The organism is Pontibacterium granulatum (assembly GCF_029961155.1).
GTDB lineage: Bacteria > Pseudomonadota > Gammaproteobacteria > Pseudomonadales > Balneatricaceae > Pontibacterium > Pontibacterium granulatum.
Window position 1 is genome coordinate 52,772 of record NZ_JASBRH010000010.1, and the last position, 22,528, is coordinate 75,299.

Consider the following 22,528-nt stretch of genomic DNA (forward strand, 5'->3'; position numbering starts at 1 on the left):
CTCTAAAATCGCGTCTGCGCTCTCCTTCCTTCCTGCCTCACCGTGACTCCGACGCTGGCAATCTGCAGGTAATCTGAAAGCCGGTATTTCCGGTAATTAGTTGTACGCACACTACATTTTTCGGATGGTTCGTGTTACACACAAATATAGTTTTCGCGTTACCGATCCGGAGCTGATTTCCTGATCGGATTGGGACAAGGTTCGATGGATTCAGTCAGTTTTTCTGCACTTCTGAACAACGTTATTCTTCTTCTGGGACTCGGTGTTATCTACGACACGCTGGGCCTGTATAACTTTAAAAACAAGCGCCTGCGTGACCTTGTTTCCGGTGTATTGGTTGGAGGGATTGCCATTGCAGTGATGGCGACGCCCTGGGAGCTTGAAAAGGGTATCTTTTTTGATACGCGTTGGATTCTGCTTAGTCTCTGTGGTTTGTTTTTTGGGCTGCGCACAACCCTCATTGCAGTGATGATGGCGGTCGCCTTTAGGGTTTATCAGGGGGGTGGTGGCGCGGTTGTGGGGTCGATTGTCATTGTCTCAACGGCGTCGATTGGCTTGATCTGGCGTTATGTTTCGAAGTTCGTGAAAGTACCGATTGACTGGCGATACCTCTATGTTTTCGGGCTGATCGTCCAGCTCGACGTGGCAGCGTGCATGTTGTTGATGCCGGTCGAAATGCATCAGATTCTCTTTAGCAAAGTGATCCCGCCAATTGTGCTGCTATTCCCGTTTGTCACCATGGTTATGGGATTAATTTTGCATCGCCAGAAAGATCGCCGGGCCGCTGAACGGGAGTTGCGCGACAGTCAGGCAATGCTCAATCGGGAGCGAGGTCTGTTGCGTGGGTTGATAGATGCGATCCCCGATCTGGTATTTGTAAAAAACACGGATAGAGAATATATCACTTGTAACAAGGCGTTTGAGCAGTTTACAGAATCGGCCGAGGCAGAGGTTCTCGCCAAAAACGACAAGGCGTTGTTTAAACCTGAGGTTGCCGAACTGGTGCGTGAAAAAGACCTGGAAGTGATGAACTCCGGTTTTGCTCAGGCTTACGAGTGCGAGGCATATTATCCCGACGGGCGAAAGGTGATTCTGGATGTTTATAAGGCGCCGTTTTATGGTCTCGATGGCACATTGCACGGTGTGATGGGGATAAGTCGTGATATTACCGAAAAGCGAGCTGCAGATGAGTTGATATGGAAACAGGCCAACTACGATGCGCTGACGGAGTTACCCAACCGCAATATGATGCGGGACCGCATGGAGCAGGAGATGAAGAAGGCCGCACGTAGTGGCCGTAATATAGTGCTGATGTTTCTGGATCTTGATCGCTTTAAAGAGGTGAACGACACGCTGGGGCACGATATGGGGGATACGTTGCTGGTAGCGGCGGCAGAACGTATTCAGGGCGCCGTACGTGATTCCGATACCGTAGCACGGCAGGGCGGAGATGAATTTACGGTGATCCTCAGCGATCTCGACGATATGACCTGTGTCGAACGTATCGCCAACAGTATTCTTGCCAGACTTGCCGAGCCTTTTGATCTGTCAGGTGATAAAGCGTATATCACTGGAAGTATCGGTATTACCTTCTTTCCGGAGGATGCAGATAGCGTTGATCAACTGGTGAAAAATGCGGATCAGGCAATGTATGCCGCGAAGAGCCTTGGACGTAACCGGTTTGCGTATTTTACGCCTTCGATGCATCAGGCTGCTCTGGAGCGTATCCATCTCGCCAAGGATCTCCGTACTGCCCGCGAAGATAATCAGTTCAGCCTTTGCTATCAGCCGATAGTTGATCTGCGCAATGGATTGGTGTGTAAGGCGGAAGCGTTAATCCGTTGGCATCATCCTGAACGAGGGTTCGTATCGCCCTTGGAATTTATACCGGTGGCTGAGGAAACCGGGCATATCCTGGAGATCGGTGATTGGGTGTTTAGTCAGGCAATCCGGCAGGTGCGTGAGTGGCGCCAAAACTTCCATCCTGACTTTCAGGTTTCGATCAATACCTCTCCGCTGCAGTTTATGGATGAGAGCAGCAAGCCTGAGGTGTGGCTGCGCGCACTGGAAAAACAAGAGCTGCCGGGCGACGCTCTGACCGTGGAGATTACCGAGGGGTTGTTGATGGAGAGCTCTACGGAGATTTCAGAGAAGCTTACAGTATTCCGTCAAGGGGGAGTACAGATCGCTCTCGATGACTTCGGGACCGGTTATTCTTCGTTGGCCTATCTGCGACGCTTCGATATCGATTACCTGAAAATTGATAAGGCGTTCGTGCAGAACCTGACAGCCGACTCTGATGATATGGCGCTATGCGAGGCGATCATCGTGATGGCTCATAAGCTCGGACTTTATGTTGTTGCCGAAGGCATCGAAACCCAGGAGCAGTGTGATCTGTTGGCAGGCGTAGGATGTGACTACGGACAAGGTTATTACTTCGCTCGTCCGATGCCTGCTGAACAGTTTGCTGAATACTGGCAAGAGCGGGTTGAGAAAGCGGGTTGAGAAAGCGGGTTGATTCTCAGTGTATGCAGAGGCTGCCGCTTTTCCAGGTCAGGCGTTTCGCTAGCAAAGCGCCGGAAATCGTCAGGCCGATAACTAAGGCCACCCAGAATCCCTGTGGACCCATGGCAGGCACGATCATGTCGGTACGCGCTAACGTATAGCCCAGCGGCAGACCTACCACCCAAAATGAAATGAAGACGATCAGCAGCGGTACGTTGGTATCTTTGTAGCCTCGCAGTGCGCCCGCGCAGGCCACCTGTATGGCATCAGAGAATTGGAACAGTGCAGCGATACTGATCAGGCTTGCCGCGATGGCGATAATCTCAGGGTTCCCGGTATAGAGCGAGGCGATATCCGGTGCGAGCAGTACCATGGTTGTGGCGCTCACTACGGCAAAACAGATTGTGATGATAGTGCCGGTCGATGCGCTGAAGCGGGCGCCTTCAGGGTTTTTCGCTCCCAGCTGATGGCCGATACGGATGGTCAGTGCCATCGAGATGCTAAGCGGAACCATAAACACCAAACCGGTGAAGCTGATAGTGATCTGGTGTGCACCGACAATAATCTCGCCAAGGTCTGCCAGGAGCAGGGCGATGATGGCAAACATGCTCACTTCAATTAACAGAGCCATACCAATCGGCAAGCCCAGTTTCAGGAAGCGCCCCAGGGCCAGGGCCCTCGGTAAACGGTTGCCGTGGAAAACATCCACCTCGCAAAAGTTGGGGCTACGGAGAAGGTAGAGCATGCCCGCTGCAAACGTCAGCCACATCACTATAGCTGTGGCCCAGCCGCAACCTACACCTCCCAATTCGGGCAGTCCGAGCTTGCCGTATATAAGGATGTAGTTAAGCGGAATATTGGCGATCAGGCCTAGTATGGCGATCTTCATGATCGGCCGGGTCTTACCAAACCCTTCTGAGTAGCTGCGTATTACCTGATACAGCAAGATTGCTGGAAAACCCCAGGAGATTGCGCGCAGGTACCCGTCCGTTTTCGCGGCGAGATCCGGAGCTACCTGCATCCAGTGCAGCAGTGGTGCACTGTTATGCATGATAACGACAGACAGTAGTCCGAGTATCAGAGCGATAAGCCAGCCTTGCGCGAGAATCGAGTTTGTTTTTTTAACACGGTTTGCCCCAACAAGATGGGCAACAAGCGGGGTTGTGGCCATCAGCACGCCGGACGAGGCAAGGAATATAGGCAGCCAAATGCTGGAGCCGACCGCGATTGCTGCTAGGTCTTGTGCGCCATAATGACCAGACATCAGGGTATCAACAAAGCCCATACCGGTTTGTGATATCTGGGCGACAATGATTGGCCAGCCAATGATAAACAACTGCCGGACTTCGGCCCAGCGGCTACTGTCTGCTGCCATATCAGATGTAATGGTTGTAGAACTGTTTGGCTGTGCGGCCACTGCGTATTCCTTTACTCTGCGCAAATCGGATCGCTTCCTGATGCAAGGTTGTCGTATCCCCGATCCAGTTGCGGAAATAGTAATCGATGATCGTCAGGTACTCAGGCTGTGAAATAGGATAGAAGGAGAGCCAGAGGCCGAAACGATCGGACAGCGAGATTTTCTCCTCGATAGCGTCTCCGTAATGCACCTCGGTATTCACTACTTTGGACGCTTCATTATCGGACATCTTCTCTGGCACTAAGTGGCGGCGGTTGGAACTCGCATAGATCAATACGTTCTCTGGTGGGAGTTCAAGCGAGCCTTCCAGTACGCTCTTCAGTGCCTTGTAGCCATATTCTCCCTCTTCGAAGGACAGGTCGTCACAGAAGATAATAAAGCGTTGTGGCAAGTCGCGAATATCGTCCACGATGTCAGGTAGGTTGTGCAGATCTTCCTTTTCGATCTCGATCATACGCAAACCGTCCTGGGAGAATGTATTGAGCAGTGCTTTGATCAGAGACGATTTGCCGGTACCGCGAGAACCCCAGAGTAGGGCGTTGTTGGCGGGTTTGCCCTGTAAGAAGCGTTCGGTGTTTCTGACCAGCAACGATTTCTGGCGCTCAACGCCTAGCAAGCTGTCCAGTTGAATTGGATCGAGATGACGTATAGGGCGCAGATATTGCTTTTTTGCGCGCCAGACTGCAGCCTGTGTGTGATTCCAGTCGATAGTACCCACGTCCGTAGCTCCCGTTTCGTTAGCCACGAAGCATAGAGACAGTGACGCCCGAGTGCAACGGTCTCGGGCGTCTCGGTATCATTGGGCAGGCGTGTTTTGTGACAGCTGATCAATGGTCTCGGAAGGTGATGGAAGCAATGCAATCAAGTTGCGTGCGGATGCTTCGACCACAGTGGTGAAGTTAATCACCTTTTCGCTATGTGTTTCTTCCGCAAGGATCAGTTCTTCAACGCCTTCCCAGGCAATCAGGCCGGTTGATGCGTCCCAGATCTGGATGAACATACGTATATTGGCATGTTTCGTTTGGAACAAGCGATAGCCCAGAAGGCTGAATCGCCCTTGGCTGCCTTGGTTGAAGCTGGCGAGATTTACCTGGATGAGATACCGGGCGTTCACCGCATCGCCAATGTTGACGAGTGTGTTGCGACTAAAAATGCCCGTTGTTTGGTAATCAACGACCATCTGTTTGTAGTCGGGTGCCAAGCCTGCATTGTTGATTGCACCCAGTGCTTGAGGCAAAGAGACCTGCCTGATATCCGGGCGTTCCTTCAGGAGCACCTGGGCGACGATAAATGCCAGTGCCTGCTTGTCTTCTTCACGTCCGGTAACGGTTGAAGGGCTAACGAAGGCCACTCCATATTTAGGCAGAGCGTTTGGTGCAAGATCAATCGCTTGGTGTTGGGCTGTGGAGTGATTCTGCTGAGTAGAGCAAGCTGAAATCAGTCCGAACATCAGGGTGACGGCGAAAAGACGCAAAATCCGGACGCCCGCTTCCGGAAGATGGTGTCGCCTCTGGCTACGTCTGTCCATCGGGTTGCTCCTTTTGTGAATAGAAGGGCTTACCTGTTGTCATAGATAAACAGGTGTTAACAAAAAGTGTAGTTCCTTTATCGCTAATTGAGCAATTGGTGCACAGTTGTTGTAACAGTCGCTATATTGATCTTAGTGCAGATTTATAAAGTGAGGCGGTTATGCTTCATCGTGACAGGTTGTGGCGTTTGGTGGGCAAGGCTATGGCTTTGTTGCTGGCGTTGGTGGCTATAGCAATGCTCGCGGGTTATGGACTGTTGAGTTTGTTGTTGGATCGACCCGTTGTGAGTAATCCGGTTGAAGGCATCCCGCCAAGCAATAAGCCGTTGATAAATCTGGCGCCTTATAGCGGTGCCCATCCTCGTTTATTGGACAGAGTTGAGGACCCCTACGAGTATCCAATACCCGTCGGAGAAATTGGGCCTCACGATCATCTATATGCTGGCCCGCCCCAATATCCTTTCTATTGCCGAACTGAAGATTCCCATCTGGGGCAACCTGTTGTTGATAATCAGCACAGGATCGGAATCCCTGTTTACAAAGAGGTGAACGGGCGCAAGACCGCGCAGGTGGTTGGCTATAGCAAAGATTGCCTTATCCCTACACAAGTCACCTATTACTATCTGCCTGAGGGCTCGGATGGGTTTAAGCCGTTCACAGGAATGCGTGCAGATATCGCCAACGCCTCTGTCAACGGCAGGAAAGTGCCCTTTATCGTGCGCGTGGAAACCGGATCAATTAACCGCTTCATATACGCCATAGCGGCACTCGCACCTGCTGAGGAGTTTATGGCGGGTGTTGTTGAACGGCCTGATCATGAATTGTGGAACCGGCGCTTAATCTATCAATTCCGGGGCGGTGTCGGGATTGGGAAAGTACAGGGGCGGTTGTCGGTGGAGGGGTTGCTCAAACGAAGAAAGGCGCAGCTGAGAGGCGGCTACGCCATCGCCTATTCAACGGCGAATCAAACGTCAAACCACTATAACATTTGGCTGGCAGAAGAAACTGCTGCACGGGTGAAGCGACAGTTCATAGCGCGTTATGGTGAGCCGGAATATACGGTTGGAATAGGTGGGTCGGGCGGCGCGATTCAACAGTATCTTATTGCGCAGAACCTGCCTGGACTGTTGGATGCGGCGATTCCTCTTTATTCCTATCCCGATATGATCAGCCAAACCAACTATGTATTCGATTGCGAGTTACTTGAGTACTACTTTGATGTGCTGGCAAGCAATAACCCCGCCTGGCGTGACTGGGCGATGCGTCAACGGATTGCGGGTATGAATTCTGCAGAGACCGAATTTACGATGCGTGACGTGCTGTATGACCTGGCATTGCTCATTCGTCAAAAGTCACCACATCTGGCTTCCGGTAGTAATGAGTGTGTTAAAGCATGGCGGGGGCTGACCTCGCTGGTGAACAATCCCCGTTATCTTTATCACGCCGGACGATACAGTCGAGGCGTACTGGAAAAACAGCATTGGACCTACTGGGATGATATGAAATACGTATTAGGTACTGATCAGTACGGTTTTGCACATCAAACCTGGGACAACGTGGGCGTCCAATATGGGTTGGAGGCTTTAAAGGTTGGCGATATTAATGCCAAAGAGTTCCTGCACCTGAATGCAAACATTGGTAGCTGGAAGCCACCGCAGCAGATGGCACCGGAGCGTTATTGGAAGCTGGGCGGTATTGGCGGAATGGCAGGGTTGATCAATTTCTCCCCGTGGGGGCAGCACAATATGCGGCTGAGCCCAGATAAAGGGCAAACCCCTGCGCCGCGCAGTGAGGCTTATCTTCCTGCGATTCAAGCGGCTTACCGCTCTGGTCAGGTGTTTGTGGGCTATGCCGATATTCCGATCATCGATCTTCGACACTACTTGGACGATGAATTGGATATGCATCACAGTTTCGCCTCCCTATCGACCCGGCTGCGCCTGCTCGAAGGGCAGGGAGACGCGTCTAATCAATTGATCTGGATGACGCGCCGTCCACACGAGCCGGTGGTAGAGGCTTTTGACCTTATCGATCGCTGGCTGATGAACATTGGAAAATACCCGGATAGGAGTGTTGCCGAGAATCGTCCTGCGGATGCGCAGGATCGTTGCTTTGATAGCAAAGGGGCAGTGATTGCGGACGGTGTATCTGTATGGGACGGGGACTGGAATGGTAAGCCGGCTGGAGTATGCACTCAGCACTACCCGTTTTATCGAGAATCCAGAATGGTTGCCGGTGCGCCGGTTACGGGTTCTGTCTTTAAGTGCCATCTGCAGACGATTGAGAACGCGCTGGATCGGGGTGTCTACGGTAGGGTCGATATGCGGCCATACAGGCAGGACCTAAAGCGAATCTTTCCTCAAGGGGTGTGCAATTACGAGCATGGGGACATAGGTCGTCCTGCCGGTTTGATGCGTGATAAAAGCGTCACCCGGCCATTGGGGCGCGAGGAGCACAAACGGGGTTAGAAAATTAAGGGTTGCTAAAGAATAAAAAACCGGAGGCTAAGCTCCGGTTTTTTGTATGCATTCAAGAGATATGATTAGCACTCACGTGCTTTTACATAACGACCAGGAGCCGGTTCGATCTCTTTGTATTCAGCATTGCCCAGCGTTACTGGTGCTTCTACCTTCTTGCCTGCGCGACGCTTCAGCCACTCAGACCAGTGAGGCCACCAGGACCCATCCTGCTTCTCGGCTGTTTCCAACCAGTGCTCTGCCCCCTGGCCCAGTTCGCCCTTGGTCCAGTAGTTGCGTCGGTTTTTAGACGCAGGGTTGATAACGCCTGCCACGTGACCGCTTGCACCCAGTACGAATTCAATGTTGCCTTTGAACAGTTCGGTGCCCACGAAAGTGCCTTTCCAAGGTGCGATGTGGTCTTCGATTGTGGATAGGAAGTACACAGGGATCTTCACTTTACCCAGATCTACTTTCTCACCACAGATGGTCAGGCCATCTTTCTCTGCCAGTTTGTTTTCCAGGTACATCTTATTGATGTAGAACGTGTACATATTGGCTGGCAGGTTGGTGGAGTCGCTGTTCCAGTAGAGGATGTCGAACGGCGGAGGTGTCTGGCCTTTGAGGTAGTTGTTGACTACGTAAGACCAGATCAGGTCGTTGGAGCGTAGCATGTTGAAAGAGGTTGCCAGCTCGCGGCCGTTCAGGACGCCGTTGCTGTTCACCTTGTCTTCCAGACGCTTAACCTGCTGTTTGTCGATGAAGACGCACAGATCACCCGGATCCTGGAAGTCAGTCAGGGTGGTCAGGAAGGTTGCGGATGCTACGGAGGTGTCCTTGCGTGCAGCCATTACTGCCAGCGAGGACGCCAGAAGTGTACCGCCGATACACCAAGCAACGGCGTTCAGCTTGTCCGTACCTGCGACGCTGTTTACGACTTCAATCGCTTTCAGGACACCGTCACCTACGTAGTCATCCCAGCTGATATCACTTTGTTCCGGTGTTGGGTTCAGCCAGGACACCAGGAACGTGTTCTGGCCCTGATCAACACAGTACTTCACGAAAGAGTTGTGTGGCTGCAGGTCCAGAATATAGAACTTGTTGATGCAAGGCGGAACTATCAGTGTTGGGCGCTCGAAAACCTGTTCGCCGCTTGGCTTGTAGTGCAGCAGCTGGAACATGTCGTTTTCAAAGACCACTGAGCCTTCTGTCGTCGCCAGGTTTTCACCTAGGGTGAACGCGCTCTCATCGGTCATTGAGATGCGGCCTTTGTCCAGATCGCCCAGCAGGTTTTTCAGGCCGTTAACCAGGCTCTCACCTTTGGTTTCCATTGCCTGCTGCAGGACTTCCGGGTTGGTCAACGCGAAGTTGGTAGGGGACATCGCGTCGATGTACTGCTGCGTGTAGAACTCCAGCTGTTTCTGCTGGCTGTTATCCAGATTGGCGTTGGAAGCCATTTCATTCAGCAGATTGGAAGTCAGCAGGTAGGACTGTTTGATGTAGTCAAAAACAGGATTCTGAGACCACTCATCAGCCTGGAAGCGGCGGTCGCCACGGGCAGGTTCTGCGACTGGATTCTGAGCAGCGCTGCCAGAAAGCAGATTCTTCCACAGGTTCATCTGGCTGGTCTGGTACTCGGTGATTGCGCGTACCCAAACGGAAGGGTCTTCCCAGGAGCGGGTTGCCAGGTCCGTCCAGGACTTGGTGAAGGAACTCATGATGTCGTCGCCGCCGGTAGCGGAGAACATTTCCAGAACCTTCTGCGTCTCCTTGTTAACGTAGTCGATAAACTCTTGCGGGTTGGAGAGCATGCTGCTTTTGTTTTCCATAAATACGCCTTTTTTAGTGCCTATCCGCCTCTCTGTAGCGCGGTACACAACAGATAGAACTGATGGACTTAGTCCACGTCATTCCCGAGACAGAGCTGGAAAGAAATTAACCCGTTACTACATGGGTGACGCCATTCAGTGCTGAATCAGCGCTGGCCAGATCCATCTATCGAATGACGTTCCTCAATCATGTCATCGATATATTGCAGTATTTTGTAACTTTCTTCTTCTGCATTGCGCATGGCATCAACGATCTTTTCGCGAATTTCGGTGTGTTTCTGCCAATTTTCGTCGCGTAAAGATACAGCCTGCTGTACTGCATGGTGCACTGCCGCATGAGGAAGTTCAAGTGCATTGTAACTAGACGTATGTCGAAACTGCTCTTGTCCAAGGCCCTCGTAATACCATTGGCCAAGACGACATTCGGTATGTGGCGTGGAAATCGCGGTGATTTCCTGGTCGCGATTTTCACGGGTATCAAGCGCCAGATAGCCGTTCTGCTTGAAGATCACATGATCGGCTTTGGCCAGTGAGCCGAAAGTCCGATCCTTGGCGTAAGAGACGTAACGTTTTGTATCTTCAGCAGAAGTGGCGATCTCATTGAACTGCTGGCGGAAATCCTCAATCTGCCCCGTTACCTGAGTGGCTGCCTGGGTGGACGATTCGGATTGTTCAACCATTTCCTGCACACGCTGGCTGAAGCTTTCGATCGTATGTGTAACGTCGATCGCGGCTTCCTTGGTACGGTTGGAAAGCGCTTTCACTTCATCAGCTACTACGGCAAAACCGCGGCCCTGTTCACCGGCGCGTGCGGCTTCTATCGCCGCGTTGAGTGCCAGCAGACTGGTTTGGTCGGCGATATCGGTGATGATAGAGAGAGACTGGGTTACGCGCTGGCTGTCCTCTTCCAGTTGGTGGCTCACCTCGCTGACCGACTGGATGTTGTGCATGATCCCTTTTAGGGAGGTTGCCATACCATCAACTGCGCCTTGGCTGCCCACCGCCACTTCACCGTTTCTGTACGCGATGTCTTCGACCTGTGCCATCTCGTCAGAGATTTTAACCAGGTCATCCTGGGTCAGTTTCAGGTTTTTGATCAGGTGCTGGGTGTTCAGGTTGTGGAGTTCAGAGTGCAAGGCGTTGGCTGCAAGGAACTCCTGGCCTGCCTGCATTCTAGCAAGTGATTCATTAATTCGGATGAGGGACTGACGTAGCTGTCCGGGTAGACCTTTGTACAGCGCCAGACGGTCGTAGTTGCCCTCTGAAACGTGCTTGAAGCAGGAATCCACTTCGCGCAGGTAGGATTCCACCCGATCTAGCAGATCGTTAAGCTCCCAAGCCACCATGCCGACTTCGCCAAGGCCAGCCATACGGGTGATGCGTCCGCTGAGGTTTCCTTTGTTGGCATCTTTCAGTGTGGAAAAGATACGTTCCAGGCCATCCACTGCGTGGTTTTGGCTGATGTATGCATAGGTGCCCAGGCCGATGGCAAATCCCATGGGTACAATCTGCCACCATTGAAAGCCAGAGGTGAATGTAACAGCCAGTAAGGTGCATAGCGTCAGCAACGGGATCGTGACGGCGATAATGCGGTTGCGGGTACGCAGCATCGGAATACCCTGACTGGTGCCGTTCTGATAATTCTTATGTTTGTTCATAGATGCAGTGCTTATTTGTCCAGACTCATGACCAGGTCGTTGTACGAGGTGCCCAAGGATTCCAGTTTCTCTTGCAGCAGGCGAATTGACGCATCGGGGGCGTCTTTGGGTCCGACCTGCTTTTCCAGGGCTAGCATCTCCTGATAAATGGGAGCGATAGCCGCGATGGCTGCATCACTGGGTTTGCGGCGTACCGAGTAATAACCTACGATTTTGCCATTTGAATCGTAGTCTGGAGTGACGTTGGCGAAGACCCAGTAGTAGGCGCCGCTTTTACACATGTTTTTTACGTAACCGAAAAACTCCTCTCCATCCTGCAGGGTTTGCCAGAGAAAGCGGAAAACGCCTCGGGGCATATCGGGGTGACGTACGATGTTGTGCTGGGTGCCAAGCAGTTCTGCTTCGCTGTAACCTGCTATATGCATAAAAACGCGGTTACAGTAGGTGATGATGCCTTTAGTGTCTGTTTTGCTGACGATGAACTCGTCCTCGCCCAGACGAATCTCCCGTTCTATCGGCGTAATACTCGGTTTCATGTTTTCCTTCCGCTCAACCGTTTGCACGGCTACTTTTCTGGCTTCGGAGCCAACCTTTCACGAATTGTAAGCGTTATCGTGGGGGTTTTGTATCCTGTAGGCTCGTACGTGTCGGGCTTAGTCAGGTTTTGCCATTGGAGGGAATGGCGTGTTCTATGCCAAAGTGGCACGGTATTCGACACGGTTTAGGGCGTCGTTGGTGTTTTGTTGGCGACGAGTGATGGTGAAACTTGATCGTTGTTTAAGTCATTCCCTGAGGATCAGGGCTGGTTAATCTAGCCTAAAGTCCTTAGGATCATCGCTTATTATGTTTTCTCGGCGTTGGGACGGAATTTATTGATGAGAGAGATGTTGTTGATGAGCACTCTGGGTTGTCACCTGTGTGACGTGGCAGCCGAGATTCTGGTTCAACATATGGACCCAAGCCGTTTTGTGGTGGATGTTGTTGATATTGCAGAAGATGATCGCTTGGTAGATCAGTATGGTGTTCGTATCCCTGTACTGGTGGATGAAGCGTCCGGTAAAGAGCTGGGGTGGCCATTTGATGAGAATCAGCTACGGGCGTTTCTGGCATCCCTGCCCGCTGATGCCGGGTAGGGGGCTGTGCCTTGGGCTGGCTTAAATACCAAAAAAGCGTCGTGTATTTTGCAGGGTCTCTTTGCTCAGTTGCTCAACCGGTTTGTTAACCAGTGATGCAACTTTCTGGGCGATATGCGGCAGATGCAGCGGTTCGTTCCGGCGGGACTTAGGTTTTGGTTTGAGGTCGCGTGGGAGCAAATAGGGAGCATCCGTTTCCAGCATCAGGCGATCTGCGGGGATGTCCTTCAGCAACGGGTGGAGGTGGCTGCCGCGGCGCTCATCGCAGACCCAGCCCGTTATGCCAATGTGCAGGTCGAGGTCCAGATAACCGTACAGTGCTTCCTTTTCGCCGGTAAAGCAGTGGGCGACCGCATTTGAGATCTGATCCCTGTAGCTCTTAAGCATCTCGACCTGCGTTTTGAATGCATCACGCTCATGCAGAAAGAGTGGTAAGCCACATTCTGCTGCCAGTTCCAGTTGAATCTCAAACGCTTTGATCTGCTGTTCCGGTGTCGAGAAGTTGCGGTTGAAATCCAGGCCGGTTTCACCAACGGCTACCACTGAGGGGTCTTTGTAGAGGTCACGCAGGACTTTCTCTGTCTCCAGGGTGAATTCGCTGGCATAGTGCGGGTGTACACCGGCGGTGCAACGCAATACTTCAGGATATTTCGAGCACAGTGCTACCGCTTGTTCGCTCTCATCCGCTGTCGTGCCGGTCACGACCATCTGTGTTACGCCGTTTTCGATGGCGCGCTCCAGTACCTCTTCCAGGTCTTTGTTAAACGCTGAATCGGTCAGATTAACACCGATATCGATCCACTGTTGAGACATAACCACCGTTCCGCAGGAAATAAAAACCGGCTGGATTATACGGAAGCCAGCTTGGGCTGGCTATCCGTATAGAATTGCAGGGTTTGCCTGCTTAGAGGGCGTTGGAATCGCCAGTTTTGGCGTTAAGCGCGAGCAGTTTTTCCTCTTGATCGCTTAACAGATTGCCACTGTGACCAGACATCCGGTCATAGATAACGCGGAACGCCAGCACGTTTTGCACGTAGCGACGGGTTTCCTTAAACGGAATTGTCTCAATCCAGATATCCAGTGGTAAATGGCCACGGTCATCCAGCCATTTCTTAACGCGGTGTGGGCCTGCATTGTAGGCTGCGGTTGCGTATGCCTTGTTATTGTCGAACAGGTTGTACATCTCGCCGAGGTAGGCGGTGCCCAAAGCGATGTTGGTTTGTGGCTGAGTGAGCTGGCTCAGGCGTTTGTACGGAATCTTGTGCTTCCTGGCGGTACGTTTAGCGGTAGTTGGCATCAGTTGCATCAGGCCGCGGGCGCCGGCATGGGACTTGGCGTTTTTGAGAAATGCGCTCTCCTGGCGGGCAATTGCCAGTGGCCAGGTCAGATCAATTTTGCGTAGGCGCGCGTTTTTCTCGAACAGCTGCTTATGCGGTGACGGGAAGCGGATGCTTAACTCGTCCCATTGGTGGGTTGATATGGCCGCATTGATTGCTCGGTTGTGCCAGCCCCAGCTGAGTGCGAGGTAACCAGCCATCAGTTTCTGGTCTTTGCTAAGACTTTTTTCAACACGCCTCCATTCACGGTTTGCGTCCGTAATCATGTTCATTTGATGCAGTTCGCGTGCGCGAATCAGGCCTGGAATCGACTCCAATTTTCCCATTACCGGTTTCTGAAGTGGTATTGATTGCTTATTCAGTGCGAATGGCTGGTTATTCAGCTCTGCGGCCAGAAAACCATAGAAACTGCGTTCCTGAGAAACTGCGGCTAGTTTTTTGTTCGCGGGCACGCTCTTATCAAGCTGGCTTTCAGCGATCGCTTTCCAGTACATCCATCGATCGTTTTTCTGCTCTTCTGGGGGGAGCTTGCTGATCGTATGAGATACGTCCTTCCAATCCTGGTTACTCAACGCAACCCGTATACGCCACTCCGTGAGATCTTTGATCTGATAATCAGGATCGAGCTTTGCAATCAGCGCGGTAGCCTTTGCGTCATAGTTGGTGGCGAGGCGCAAGCCAAGGGTGCGGTCCAAGCCCCTGCGGTAGCTTTGTTCAGCTTTACTCAGCTTCTCACGTTGTTTGAGCCATGAGGTGGTCGCCGCAACACGGTCTTTGAGCGACCATCGCTTGTAGGCATAAGTGAGTGCGATTGCCCGGGCATTTCCGGTGATCAGCTTTTTGCTGAGTTTTTCTATTTGTGAAGGATCCTTGCTGATTTTCCAGAAAACAGCAGTCTGAGCCTTGTGTGCTTTATTGGTAATCGAGCGCTCAATGAAGCGAGCCAGGCGGATATTGCCTTTTTCGGTTGCCAGCCAAAAACGTTTTAGAGCCAACGACGATGTTGGTTTCCCGATCTTTTTCCAGGCTGCAAAGAGTGGATCACAGGCATCATGCTGAGAGTGTGGCACCAGCCACAAAGACTCGGCTGCTGTTAGTGCCTGTTTTTCAGCGCCACTGTTGAGGCGGGCCACTTGTAAGCGGCAGCTATATAGGTCGTTTTGTACCGGATGGTGCTTGTATGCGGTTCGGTAATCTTCCCAACGCTTGTTTTTAAAGAGATACGATAGCCATGCGCGATTGAGCTGCCACGGAAGGGGGGTGTCGGCATAGCGGTTAATGAAGCTGTTAACCTGTGCTTGATTGGTGTTGCTAAGGTTTTTCTTGGTGAGTTCAAATTCCAGATACGGGTAGAGTGCGTACTCCTGTAGGGCGTCGGGCGCTTTCTGCAAAGCGGTGAGTTCGCCGCGTTTGACAAGTTCGTAACTGGTTTTGAACTGCACACGCTGTTGGTCAAGAGTCGTCGCCTGGCTGAATGGAGCGGTAATGGCCAGGGCTAGGCAAAGCGCAAAGCGTCGCATAGAGGGCATCCTTTTGCTGCATCATTGCTGCATCGTGTTCCGCATTACTCATGAGTATAACCATATCCGGCAACATTGCGGCCTATCCCGGAACTCGTTGAGGCTTGATAAGGATCTTAGTATCCCCTCAGCCAGGTAAGTTCAAAAAGCGATGGGCCGAGGTTATACGTATTTATACGGCAGGAGAGCGCGGGAATTAAATGGTTTTTGCCCTTGATGAGTGTTTTTCAAGTAGAATATGCGCTCCCAAATTGTGGTTGCACCCGAGAGTACTATGCCCCTAATTCGTCTAGACAAAGTTTCTGTAGCATTTGGCGCTAAGCCATTGATGGATCATTTGGACTTCCAGATCGATCCGGGTGAGCGCGTGGCGCTGGTCGGACTGAACGGTGCCGGCAAGTCTACCCTGCTGAAAGTGATAGGTAGCAAGCAGGCAACGGACAGCGGCGAATTCTGGTGTGATCCGGCCTGTCGTATTGCGGAACTGCCGCAGGCGATGCCCGCCGCAGATGAGCGCAGCGTACGTGAAGTGGTGAGTGAAGGTTTAGCGGACATCGTAGCGCTGCGTGAAGCCTACGATGAGTTGGCTGCCAAGGCCGATGGCGTAGACCTTTCTGAACTGGAGCAGCTGCAGCATAAAATTGAAGCGCTTGACGGTTGGCATCTGGAACAGCGCGTACAGAAAATTTTGGATCGCCTGAACCTGCCGGGCGACAAGCTGATGTCCCAATTGTCAGGGGGCTGGCGCCGTCGTGCAGCGTTGGGGGCTGCGTTGGTACAGGAGCCGCAGTTGCTGTTGCTGGACGAGCCAACCAACCATCTGGATATCGAAACCATCGAGTGGCTGGAGCAGCAGTTGCTGAGCTTTAACGGTGGCTTGCTGTTTATTTCGCATGACCGTGCACTGGTCGAAAAACTGGCCACCCGCATTGTAGAGCTGGACCGTGGCATTCTGACCTCCTTCCCGGGGTCTTACACCACCTATCTTGAGCAGAAAGAGAAACTGTTGGAAGAGGAAGAGCGTAACAATGCGCTGTTCGACAAGCGTCTGGCCCAGGAAGAAGCCTGGATTCGCCAGGGTATCAAGGCACGCCGTACCCGTAACGAAGGCCGTGTACGTGCGCTGAAGGCGATGCGTAACGACCGCGCAGATCGCCGCAATCGTCAGGGTAAAGCCAAATTCAATATGGAAGAGGCGCAGAAGAGCGGTAAGCTCGTAGCCGAGCTGACTATGGTGTCTCATTCTTACGATGGTCGCAGTCTCATTTCCAATCTGGATTTCCTGCTACAGCGTGGCGACCGCGTTGGCCTGATCGGGCCGAACGGTGCCGGTAAGAGTACGCTGCTGAATATCATTCTGGGTAAGCTCACCCCGGAACGTGGAGAGGTCCGCGTAGGTACAAACCTGAAAGTTGCTTACTTCGATCAGCTGCGCAGCCAGTTGGATATGGAGAAGAGCATTATCGATAACATTGCCCAGGGGCGTGAAAGCATCGAGCTGAATGGCCGTAAACGCCATGTAATTAGCTACCTAAGTGATTTCCTGTTCTCGCCAGAGCGTTCCCGTACACCGGTGAAGGCATTGTCAGGAGGGGAGTGTAACCGTGTCATGTTGGCGAAACTGTTTAGCCAACCAGCCAATATCCTGGTGCTCGACGAACCAACCAACGACCTGGATATTGAAACCCTGGAACTGCTGGAAGAGATTCTGCTGGATTTCGACGGTACCGTATTGTTGGTGAGCCACGACCGCTCATTCCTCGACAACGTAGTGACCAGTACCCTTGCGTTTGAGGGCAACGGTCGGGTACGTGAATACGTGGGTGGATACAACGATTGGTTGCGTCAGCGCCCGGAACCGGTTGCAGAGGTTAAACCTAAATCCCAGCCGAAAGCTGTAGAGAAGCCTAAAGCGGTAGAGGCGGCACCCAAAACCAAGAAAAAGCTGAGCTACAAGCTGCAGCGTGAGCTAGATAGTCTGCCGGAACTGCTGGAAGCGGCGGAAACCGCCCTGGCCGCACTGCAGGAAGAAACGGCAGCGCCTGATTTTTACCAGAAGGATCACCAGCTGGTATCCGACAAGCTTGCGGAGCTGCAGGCCCAGGAAGAGAAAGTGGAATCTCTCATGGAGCGCTGGGTGGAGCTTGAGGCGATGCAGGACGCCGACGGCTAAGTACAAAAGGGGCAGTCGAAAGACTGCCTCTTTTGTATCTGTCAGATTGTTGCTTTACTTTTCTTCGTGCACGCGCACAGCCAGTACATCGCAGGTCGCACCGTGAAGTACGCTGTTGGCAGTGGAACCCAGCAAAAGCGCTAAACCATGACGGCCATGGCTGCCGACAACGATGAGATCAATTGCTTTTTCCTTAGCCAGTCGGTGGATTTCGGTTTCGGTATGACCAGTAATTACCATCTGTTCTTTGACTGGGTAGCCTATCTTTTCAGCGTATTTATTCAGGCGGCTGTGTGCATGTTCATCCAGCTGCTCCTGAATGGTGGTCAGGTCCATCGGTACGTCGCCACCATAGGCAAAACTGAGGGGTTCAATCACATGGAGCAGGTACAGCTCAGCTGAGTTTGCGGAAGCGATCTCCCGGGCTTTATTGATTAATTGATCGCATTCGGCGGAGAGGTCTAGGGCTAGGAGAATTTTTCCGTACAGGCTCATATCGCATTCCTTCTGTTTGACTCACTTAGAGAGTAGCATAGGGAGCCGCCGCCGGCGTGGCGAGGCTTTGATCACCATCAACATCGGAGAGTTTATATGAAATGGGCAATCATCATCGTGGTTGTGTTGTCTTTGGTTGGTTCGATTATGTGGGTAATGCCTACGCCAAGACAGCGATTCCAAGCCCAGTTGCGCGCAAAAGCCAAGCCTATGGGGTTCCAGGTGCAGATGGTGCGATTGACAGCGCCAAGGGCGGCAGGAGAGGTCGAGGCAGAAAAATATTCTGTGATGGCCTATCGCCTCTATCGTCACAATATGGATAAAAAAACGGCTTCACAGTTACAGCCCTGGCATGCCTTTCGTGTTGACTCGATTGCCAATGAAGGTCTGCCAGACGGGTGGAGCTGGGGATTCGGTGAAGGCGTACTGTCCGAGATGAGCCTGCAATTGTTGAAAGAGGTGATCGATGCGCTGCCAGCGGGTGTGTCTTCTATTGAATCTACCCCGATACACGTCACTGCGCACTGGGATGAAGAGGGGACGTTTGACGATTTGGAACTGATCAAAAAGCAACTGGACCGTATTGTTGAGGCGAAAGTTTGATCACCATTAGTTAACGGCCTTTTACGTACACGTCATAGAAGGAAACAGTATGATCTCGACCGATTTGCCGCAACCGGGCCGGTATAAGCATTACAAAGGGGCTGAGTACGAAGTGCTACACTGTGCGCGGCATTCTGAAACGGAAGAATGGCTGGTGGTTTACAAGCAGTGTTATGGTGATGAGGGTGTTTGGGTGCGGCCTCTCAAGATGTTTTGTGAAACCGTTTCTGTTGACGGTGGGGAGTCTGTTCCGCGATTCAAGATGATTACATCCTGAATCGCAGACCTTGTTACATCAGCTTGTCGATACTATCGGCAAGTGTTCCACGACCATGGTCGCGGCGCGGCTGAATTTTTTCGATCTCATGGTTAACACGTTCCAGGCGGTCAACGCGGTCATGATGCGAGATGGTGCCTTTAAGCAAAATCGCTTTTGCGTGCTTGAAGTGTGAAAGCGCAGTATTTTTGTCACCTTGGGCCAACAGGTTGCTACCTTGGTTGATGTGGGCGTCAGCAACTACAGTAATTTTTAGTAGGTGAAGATCGCGACGGTAACTTTTCGCCAGGGCTGGGCTGACTTTGCCCGCGTAGGCCATCTGCAGGATCAGTTTTTCAACAAAGTTGATATAGATCTGCACGCGTTTTAATGCGCGGTCACTATCCAGCACATGTTCGGCTGGCAGTGCTTGGTCTGCGGTCTCTTTTAGCTGGGTCATACTCGCCAGCAAATCTGAGTCTGGGGCCAGCATAGCGAGCTCATCGTAAAGCGCCATCGCGTGCACATTCAGCTTGTCGATGATCTCAGGGTTGCAGTCCACTTCGCGCAGGACGCGCAGCGCTGCAAACACCGTCTCACACTGCTGTTTCAGCCATTTTAGGCGGTTCTCCTTGGCTTCGGCTTGCTGCTCACGTGTGGAGACCAGATAGTTGACTGTGATGGCAATTATCCCAACGACACAGATTAAAATGACGTACAGCAGGTTGTCTTGCAGCATAAGATTTTCTTACTAAACACCCATTAATTTAAGATAAAAAAGCAGCCGAATTGTCCCTTTAATAACGTGTCCGGTAAAGTGTATTAGTCTAATAAAGAGAAGGAAAAAACCAATTCTTTCTTGACCGAAGCATTTTCAGTACTTATATAATGCACCGAAATTTAGTTTAAGTCGTTCTCCTGAAGGATCATGCCCGCATGGGAAAGTCACTGGTAATAGTAGAGTCACCAGCCAAAGCCAAGACCATTAATAAATATCTTGGTAATCAGTACGTTGTTAAATCAAGTGTAGGTCATATTCGTGATCTGCCTACGAGTGGCAGTGGGCCCAAAAGTGATCCCAAAGAGCGGGCGAAGCAGGCAGCGCTGACCCGGAAAATGTCTCCGGAAGAAAAAGCCGTATATAAAAAACGCAAAGCCAAAGAGCAGCTGATTACCCGAATGGGGGTAAATCCGGAAAATAATTGGGAAGCCAATTACGACATCCTTCCGGGGAAGGAAAAGGTGGTTGAAGAGCTGCGCCGCCTTGCCAAGTCCGCTGATCAAATCTATCTCGCGACCGATTTGGACCGCGAGGGGGAAGCAATTGCGTGGCACCTGCGTGAAGCGATTGGCGGTGACGAATCACGATACAGTCGCGTGGTGTTCAACGAAATCACAAAGAAAGCGATCCAGAGCGCGTTTGAGGCGCCATCCGCTTTGGATATGGATCGTGTTAACGCGCAGCAGGCGCGTCGCTTCCTGGACCGGGTAGTGGGTTACATGGTTTCTCCACTGTTGTGGGAGAAAATCGCCCGTGGTCTGTCTGCCGGTCGCGTACAATCTGTTGCGGTACGTCTGGTCGTAGAACGCGAACGTGAGATCCGTGCCTTTATCCCGGAAGAGTTCTGGGAAGTACACGCTGACACCGCAACCGATGCGGGTGAGCCGCTGCGCCTGCAGGTGGTTAAGCAGGGTGATAAAGAGTTTCGTCCGGGTTCTGAAGCGGAGACGCAGCAGCACCTTGACGCTTTGCGTGCAAGCACCTTCAGTGTTCTGAAGCGCGAAGACCGCCCTACAACCAGTAAACCATCTGCTCCTTTTATTACCTCAACGCTGCAGCAGGCTGCGAGCACGCGCATGGGCTTTGGGGTGAAGAAGACCATGATGCTGGCTCAGCGTTTGTATGAAGCCGGTTACATCACCTACATGCGTACCGACTCCACCAACCTGAGTGAAGAGGCGGTTACCGCGTGCCGTGAGTATATTGGCAAGCACTACGGCGACGATTACCTGCCGGGTGACCCAAACCGTTACTCCAGTAAAGAGGGCGCGCAGGAAGCGCACGAAGCGATCCGTCCTTCCGACGTGACTGTGCCACCAACCTCGCTGATGGGTATGGACCGTGACGCTGAGCGTCTGTACGACCTGATCCGTTGCCAGTTCATTGCGTGCCAGATGACGCCCGCGCAGTACACCAGCTCACGTATCATCGTAAATGCAGGTGGCTTCGAACTGCGTACCAAGGGTCGCATTCTGCGCTTTGACGGTTATACCCGTGTATTGCCGTCCCGCGGTAAGGGCGATGAAGATGTAATTCTGCCGGATGTACAGACTGGTGAAGTGCTGAAACTGGCCGAACTGAATCCGAAGCAGCACTTTACAAAACCGACTGCCCGTTACACAGAAGCGAGTCTGGTTAAAGAGCTTGAGAAGCGGGGTATTGGTCGTCCGTCTACTTATGCATCAATCATATCCACCATCCAGGACCGTGGTTACGTAGAGGTCCAGAACCGCCGTTTTTATGCGCAGAAGATGGGGGATATCGTTACCGATCGTCTGACTGAGAACTTCAGCGATTTGATGGACTACAGCTTTACGGCGCGTATGGAGGAGTCACTCGATGATATCGCTGGCGGTGAAGCGGATTGGATTCAGCTGCTGAATCGTTTCTACGAAGGTTTCGTGCGTCGTCTGGATGAGGCGCAGAATCCGGAAGGGGGGATGCGTCCAAACGATCCGACCGAAACGGATATCGCATGCCCGGACTGTGGTCGAAACATGATGATCCGTACCGCCAGTACCGGTGTATTCCTGGGGTGCTCAGGGTACAGCCTGCCGCCGAAAGAGCGTTGTAAGTGCACCATCAACCTGGTGCCCGGTGATGAAGTCGTCAGCGTAGATGGCGACGACGAGGAAGAATCTCGTATTTTGCGTAACAAACATCGCTGTAAGCTGTGTGACTCGGCGATGGATTCTTATCTGATCGATGCGGGGCGTAAACTGCATGTATGTGGTAACAACCCGGATTGTTCCGGTTTTGAGGTGGAAGCCGGTGAGTACCGTCTGAAAGGCTACGACGGTCCAAGTATCGAGTGTGACAAGTGTGGCAGCGAGATGCAGCTGAAGACGGGGCGCTTCGGTAAGTTCTTTGGTTGTACCAATACGGAGTGTAAGAACACCCGTAAGCTGCTGAAAAACGGCGAACCAGCGCCACCGAAAATGGATCCGGTGCCGATGCCTGAACTGCAGTGTGAGAAGGTGGACGATACCTATATCCTGCGTGACGGAGCCAGTGGTTTGTTCCTGGCGGCCAGTCAGTTCCCGAAAAATCGCGAAACACGTGCGCCTAAAGTGTCCGAGATCATTCCTCATAAGAGCGAAATTGATCCAAAATACGAATTCCTTTTCTCTGCGCCTCAGCAGGATGCTGAGGGTAATCCGGCTATTATCCGATACAGCCGGAAAACCAAAGAGCAGTATGTTATGACAGAGGTCGACGGCAAGGCGACCGGTTGGAAGGCATATTTCGTTGACGGTAAGTGGGTTGAGGAGCAGCCTAAGCCGAAGAAGACGGCGAAGAAAACCACGAAAAAGTAACAAACCTGTATAGGTTTAGGG

Annotated in this window: 17 protein-coding genes; 7 read left to right on the forward strand and 10 right to left on the reverse strand. The window is 52.1% G+C overall.

Annotation, left to right across the window (positions count from 1 at the left end; genetic code table 11):
• Window positions 1-204 precede the first annotated feature (204 nt).
• Window positions 205-2,505 (forward strand): putative bifunctional diguanylate cyclase/phosphodiesterase, encoded by a 2,301-nt coding sequence (locus tag QKW35_RS11265; protein WP_282353171.1) that lies wholly within the window; start codon window positions 205-207, stop codon window positions 2,503-2,505.
• A 16-nt stretch (window positions 2,506-2,521) separates the two neighbouring features.
• Here QKW35_RS11265 and QKW35_RS11270 read toward each other — a convergent pair whose 3' ends face one another.
• The 3 genes from QKW35_RS11270 to QKW35_RS11280 all read right to left on the reverse strand — a co-directional run bounded on the left by QKW35_RS11270 (window position 2,522) and on the right by QKW35_RS11280 (window position 5,450).
• A complete protein-coding gene (locus tag QKW35_RS11270; RefSeq protein ID WP_282353173.1) occupies window positions 2,522-3,922 on the reverse strand; it encodes an MATE family efflux transporter in 1,401 nt (466 codons plus the stop codon).
• Window positions 3,882-4,640: an ATP-binding protein gene (locus QKW35_RS11275; protein WP_282353175.1), complete on the reverse strand. Its 759-nt coding sequence runs from the start codon at window positions 4,638-4,640 to the stop codon at window positions 3,882-3,884. The genes QKW35_RS11270 and QKW35_RS11275 overlap by 41 nt, the downstream gene beginning before the upstream one ends.
• A gap of 78 nt (window positions 4,641-4,718) precedes the next feature.
• Complete coding sequence (locus tag QKW35_RS11280) at window positions 4,719-5,450, reverse strand: hypothetical protein (RefSeq protein WP_282353177.1); 732 nt, start codon at window positions 5,448-5,450, stop codon at window positions 4,719-4,721.
• A gap of 161 nt (window positions 5,451-5,611) precedes the next feature.
• Here QKW35_RS11280 and QKW35_RS11285 point away from each other — a divergent pair, with 161 nt between their 5' ends.
• Window positions 5,612-7,918: a DUF6351 family protein gene (locus QKW35_RS11285; RefSeq protein ID WP_282353179.1), complete on the forward strand. Its 2,307-nt coding sequence runs from the start codon at window positions 5,612-5,614 to the stop codon at window positions 7,916-7,918.
• Between the two features lie 74 nt (window positions 7,919-7,992).
• On the opposite strand, the gene QKW35_RS11290 is transcribed toward QKW35_RS11285, so the two are convergent.
• From QKW35_RS11290 to QKW35_RS11300, 3 genes are all read right to left on the reverse strand, one after another.
• The gene (locus QKW35_RS11290) at window positions 7,993-9,735 is read right to left on the reverse strand and encodes a PHA/PHB synthase family protein (protein ID WP_282353181.1); all 1,743 of its coding nucleotides are present in this window, start codon (window positions 9,733-9,735) and stop codon (window positions 7,993-7,995) included.
• Between the two features lie 146 nt (window positions 9,736-9,881).
• A complete protein-coding gene (locus QKW35_RS11295; RefSeq protein ID WP_282353185.1) occupies window positions 9,882-11,393 on the reverse strand; it encodes a methyl-accepting chemotaxis protein in 1,512 nt (503 codons plus the stop codon).
• An 11-nt stretch (window positions 11,394-11,404) separates the two neighbouring features.
• Window positions 11,405-11,929 (reverse strand): PAS domain-containing protein, encoded by a 525-nt coding sequence (locus QKW35_RS11300; protein ID WP_282353187.1) that lies wholly within the window; start codon window positions 11,927-11,929, stop codon window positions 11,405-11,407.
• Window positions 11,930-12,268: 339 nt separating this feature from the next.
• Between QKW35_RS11300 and QKW35_RS11305 the strand changes: the two genes are divergently transcribed.
• Window positions 12,269-12,526 carry a glutaredoxin family protein gene (locus tag QKW35_RS11305; RefSeq protein WP_282353189.1) on the forward strand — a complete coding sequence of 86 codons (258 nt, stop codon included), beginning with the start codon at window positions 12,269-12,271 and terminating at the stop codon, window positions 12,524-12,526.
• 21 nt (window positions 12,527-12,547) lie between these two features.
• On the opposite strand, the gene QKW35_RS11310 is transcribed toward QKW35_RS11305, so the two are convergent.
• Entirely contained in the window at window positions 12,548-13,339 is a 792-nt protein-coding gene (locus QKW35_RS11310; RefSeq protein ID WP_282353191.1) for a TatD family hydrolase, read from the reverse strand.
• A 91-nt stretch (window positions 13,340-13,430) separates the two neighbouring features.
• Window positions 13,431-15,383: a transglycosylase SLT domain-containing protein gene (locus QKW35_RS11315; RefSeq protein WP_282353193.1), complete on the reverse strand. Its 1,953-nt coding sequence runs from the start codon at window positions 15,381-15,383 to the stop codon at window positions 13,431-13,433.
• A 274-nt stretch (window positions 15,384-15,657) separates the two neighbouring features.
• Here QKW35_RS11315 and QKW35_RS11320 point away from each other — a divergent pair, with 274 nt between their 5' ends.
• The gene (locus tag QKW35_RS11320; protein WP_282353195.1) at window positions 15,658-17,556 is read left to right on the forward strand and encodes an ATP-binding cassette domain-containing protein; all 1,899 of its coding nucleotides are present in this window, start codon (window positions 15,658-15,660) and stop codon (window positions 17,554-17,556) included.
• A gap of 54 nt (window positions 17,557-17,610) precedes the next feature.
• On the opposite strand, the gene QKW35_RS11325 is transcribed toward QKW35_RS11320, so the two are convergent.
• On the reverse strand, window positions 17,611-18,051 hold the full coding sequence (locus QKW35_RS11325; RefSeq protein WP_282353197.1) for a universal stress protein: 441 nt from the start codon (window positions 18,049-18,051) through the stop codon (window positions 17,611-17,613).
• Between the two features lie 96 nt (window positions 18,052-18,147).
• Between QKW35_RS11325 and QKW35_RS11330 the strand changes: the two genes are divergently transcribed.
• Both QKW35_RS11330 and QKW35_RS11335 read left to right on the forward strand, forming a co-directional pair.
• Window positions 18,148-18,654: a hypothetical protein gene (locus QKW35_RS11330; RefSeq protein WP_282353199.1), complete on the forward strand. Its 507-nt coding sequence runs from the start codon at window positions 18,148-18,150 to the stop codon at window positions 18,652-18,654.
• Window positions 18,655-18,703: 49 nt separating this feature from the next.
• A complete protein-coding gene (locus QKW35_RS11335) occupies window positions 18,704-18,931 on the forward strand; it encodes a DUF1653 domain-containing protein (RefSeq protein ID WP_282353201.1) in 228 nt (75 codons plus the stop codon).
• A 13-nt stretch (window positions 18,932-18,944) separates the two neighbouring features.
• Here the strand turns inward: QKW35_RS11335 and QKW35_RS11340 are convergent, their stop codons facing one another.
• Window positions 18,945-19,649: a DNA topoisomerase I gene (locus QKW35_RS11340; protein ID WP_282353203.1), complete on the reverse strand. Its 705-nt coding sequence runs from the start codon at window positions 19,647-19,649 to the stop codon at window positions 18,945-18,947.
• A 197-nt stretch (window positions 19,650-19,846) separates the two neighbouring features.
• Between QKW35_RS11340 and topA the strand changes: the two genes are divergently transcribed.
• Complete coding sequence (gene topA / locus QKW35_RS11345) at window positions 19,847-22,507, forward strand: type I DNA topoisomerase (RefSeq protein WP_282353205.1); 2,661 nt, start codon at window positions 19,847-19,849, stop codon at window positions 22,505-22,507.
• Window positions 22,508-22,528 lie beyond the last annotated feature (21 nt).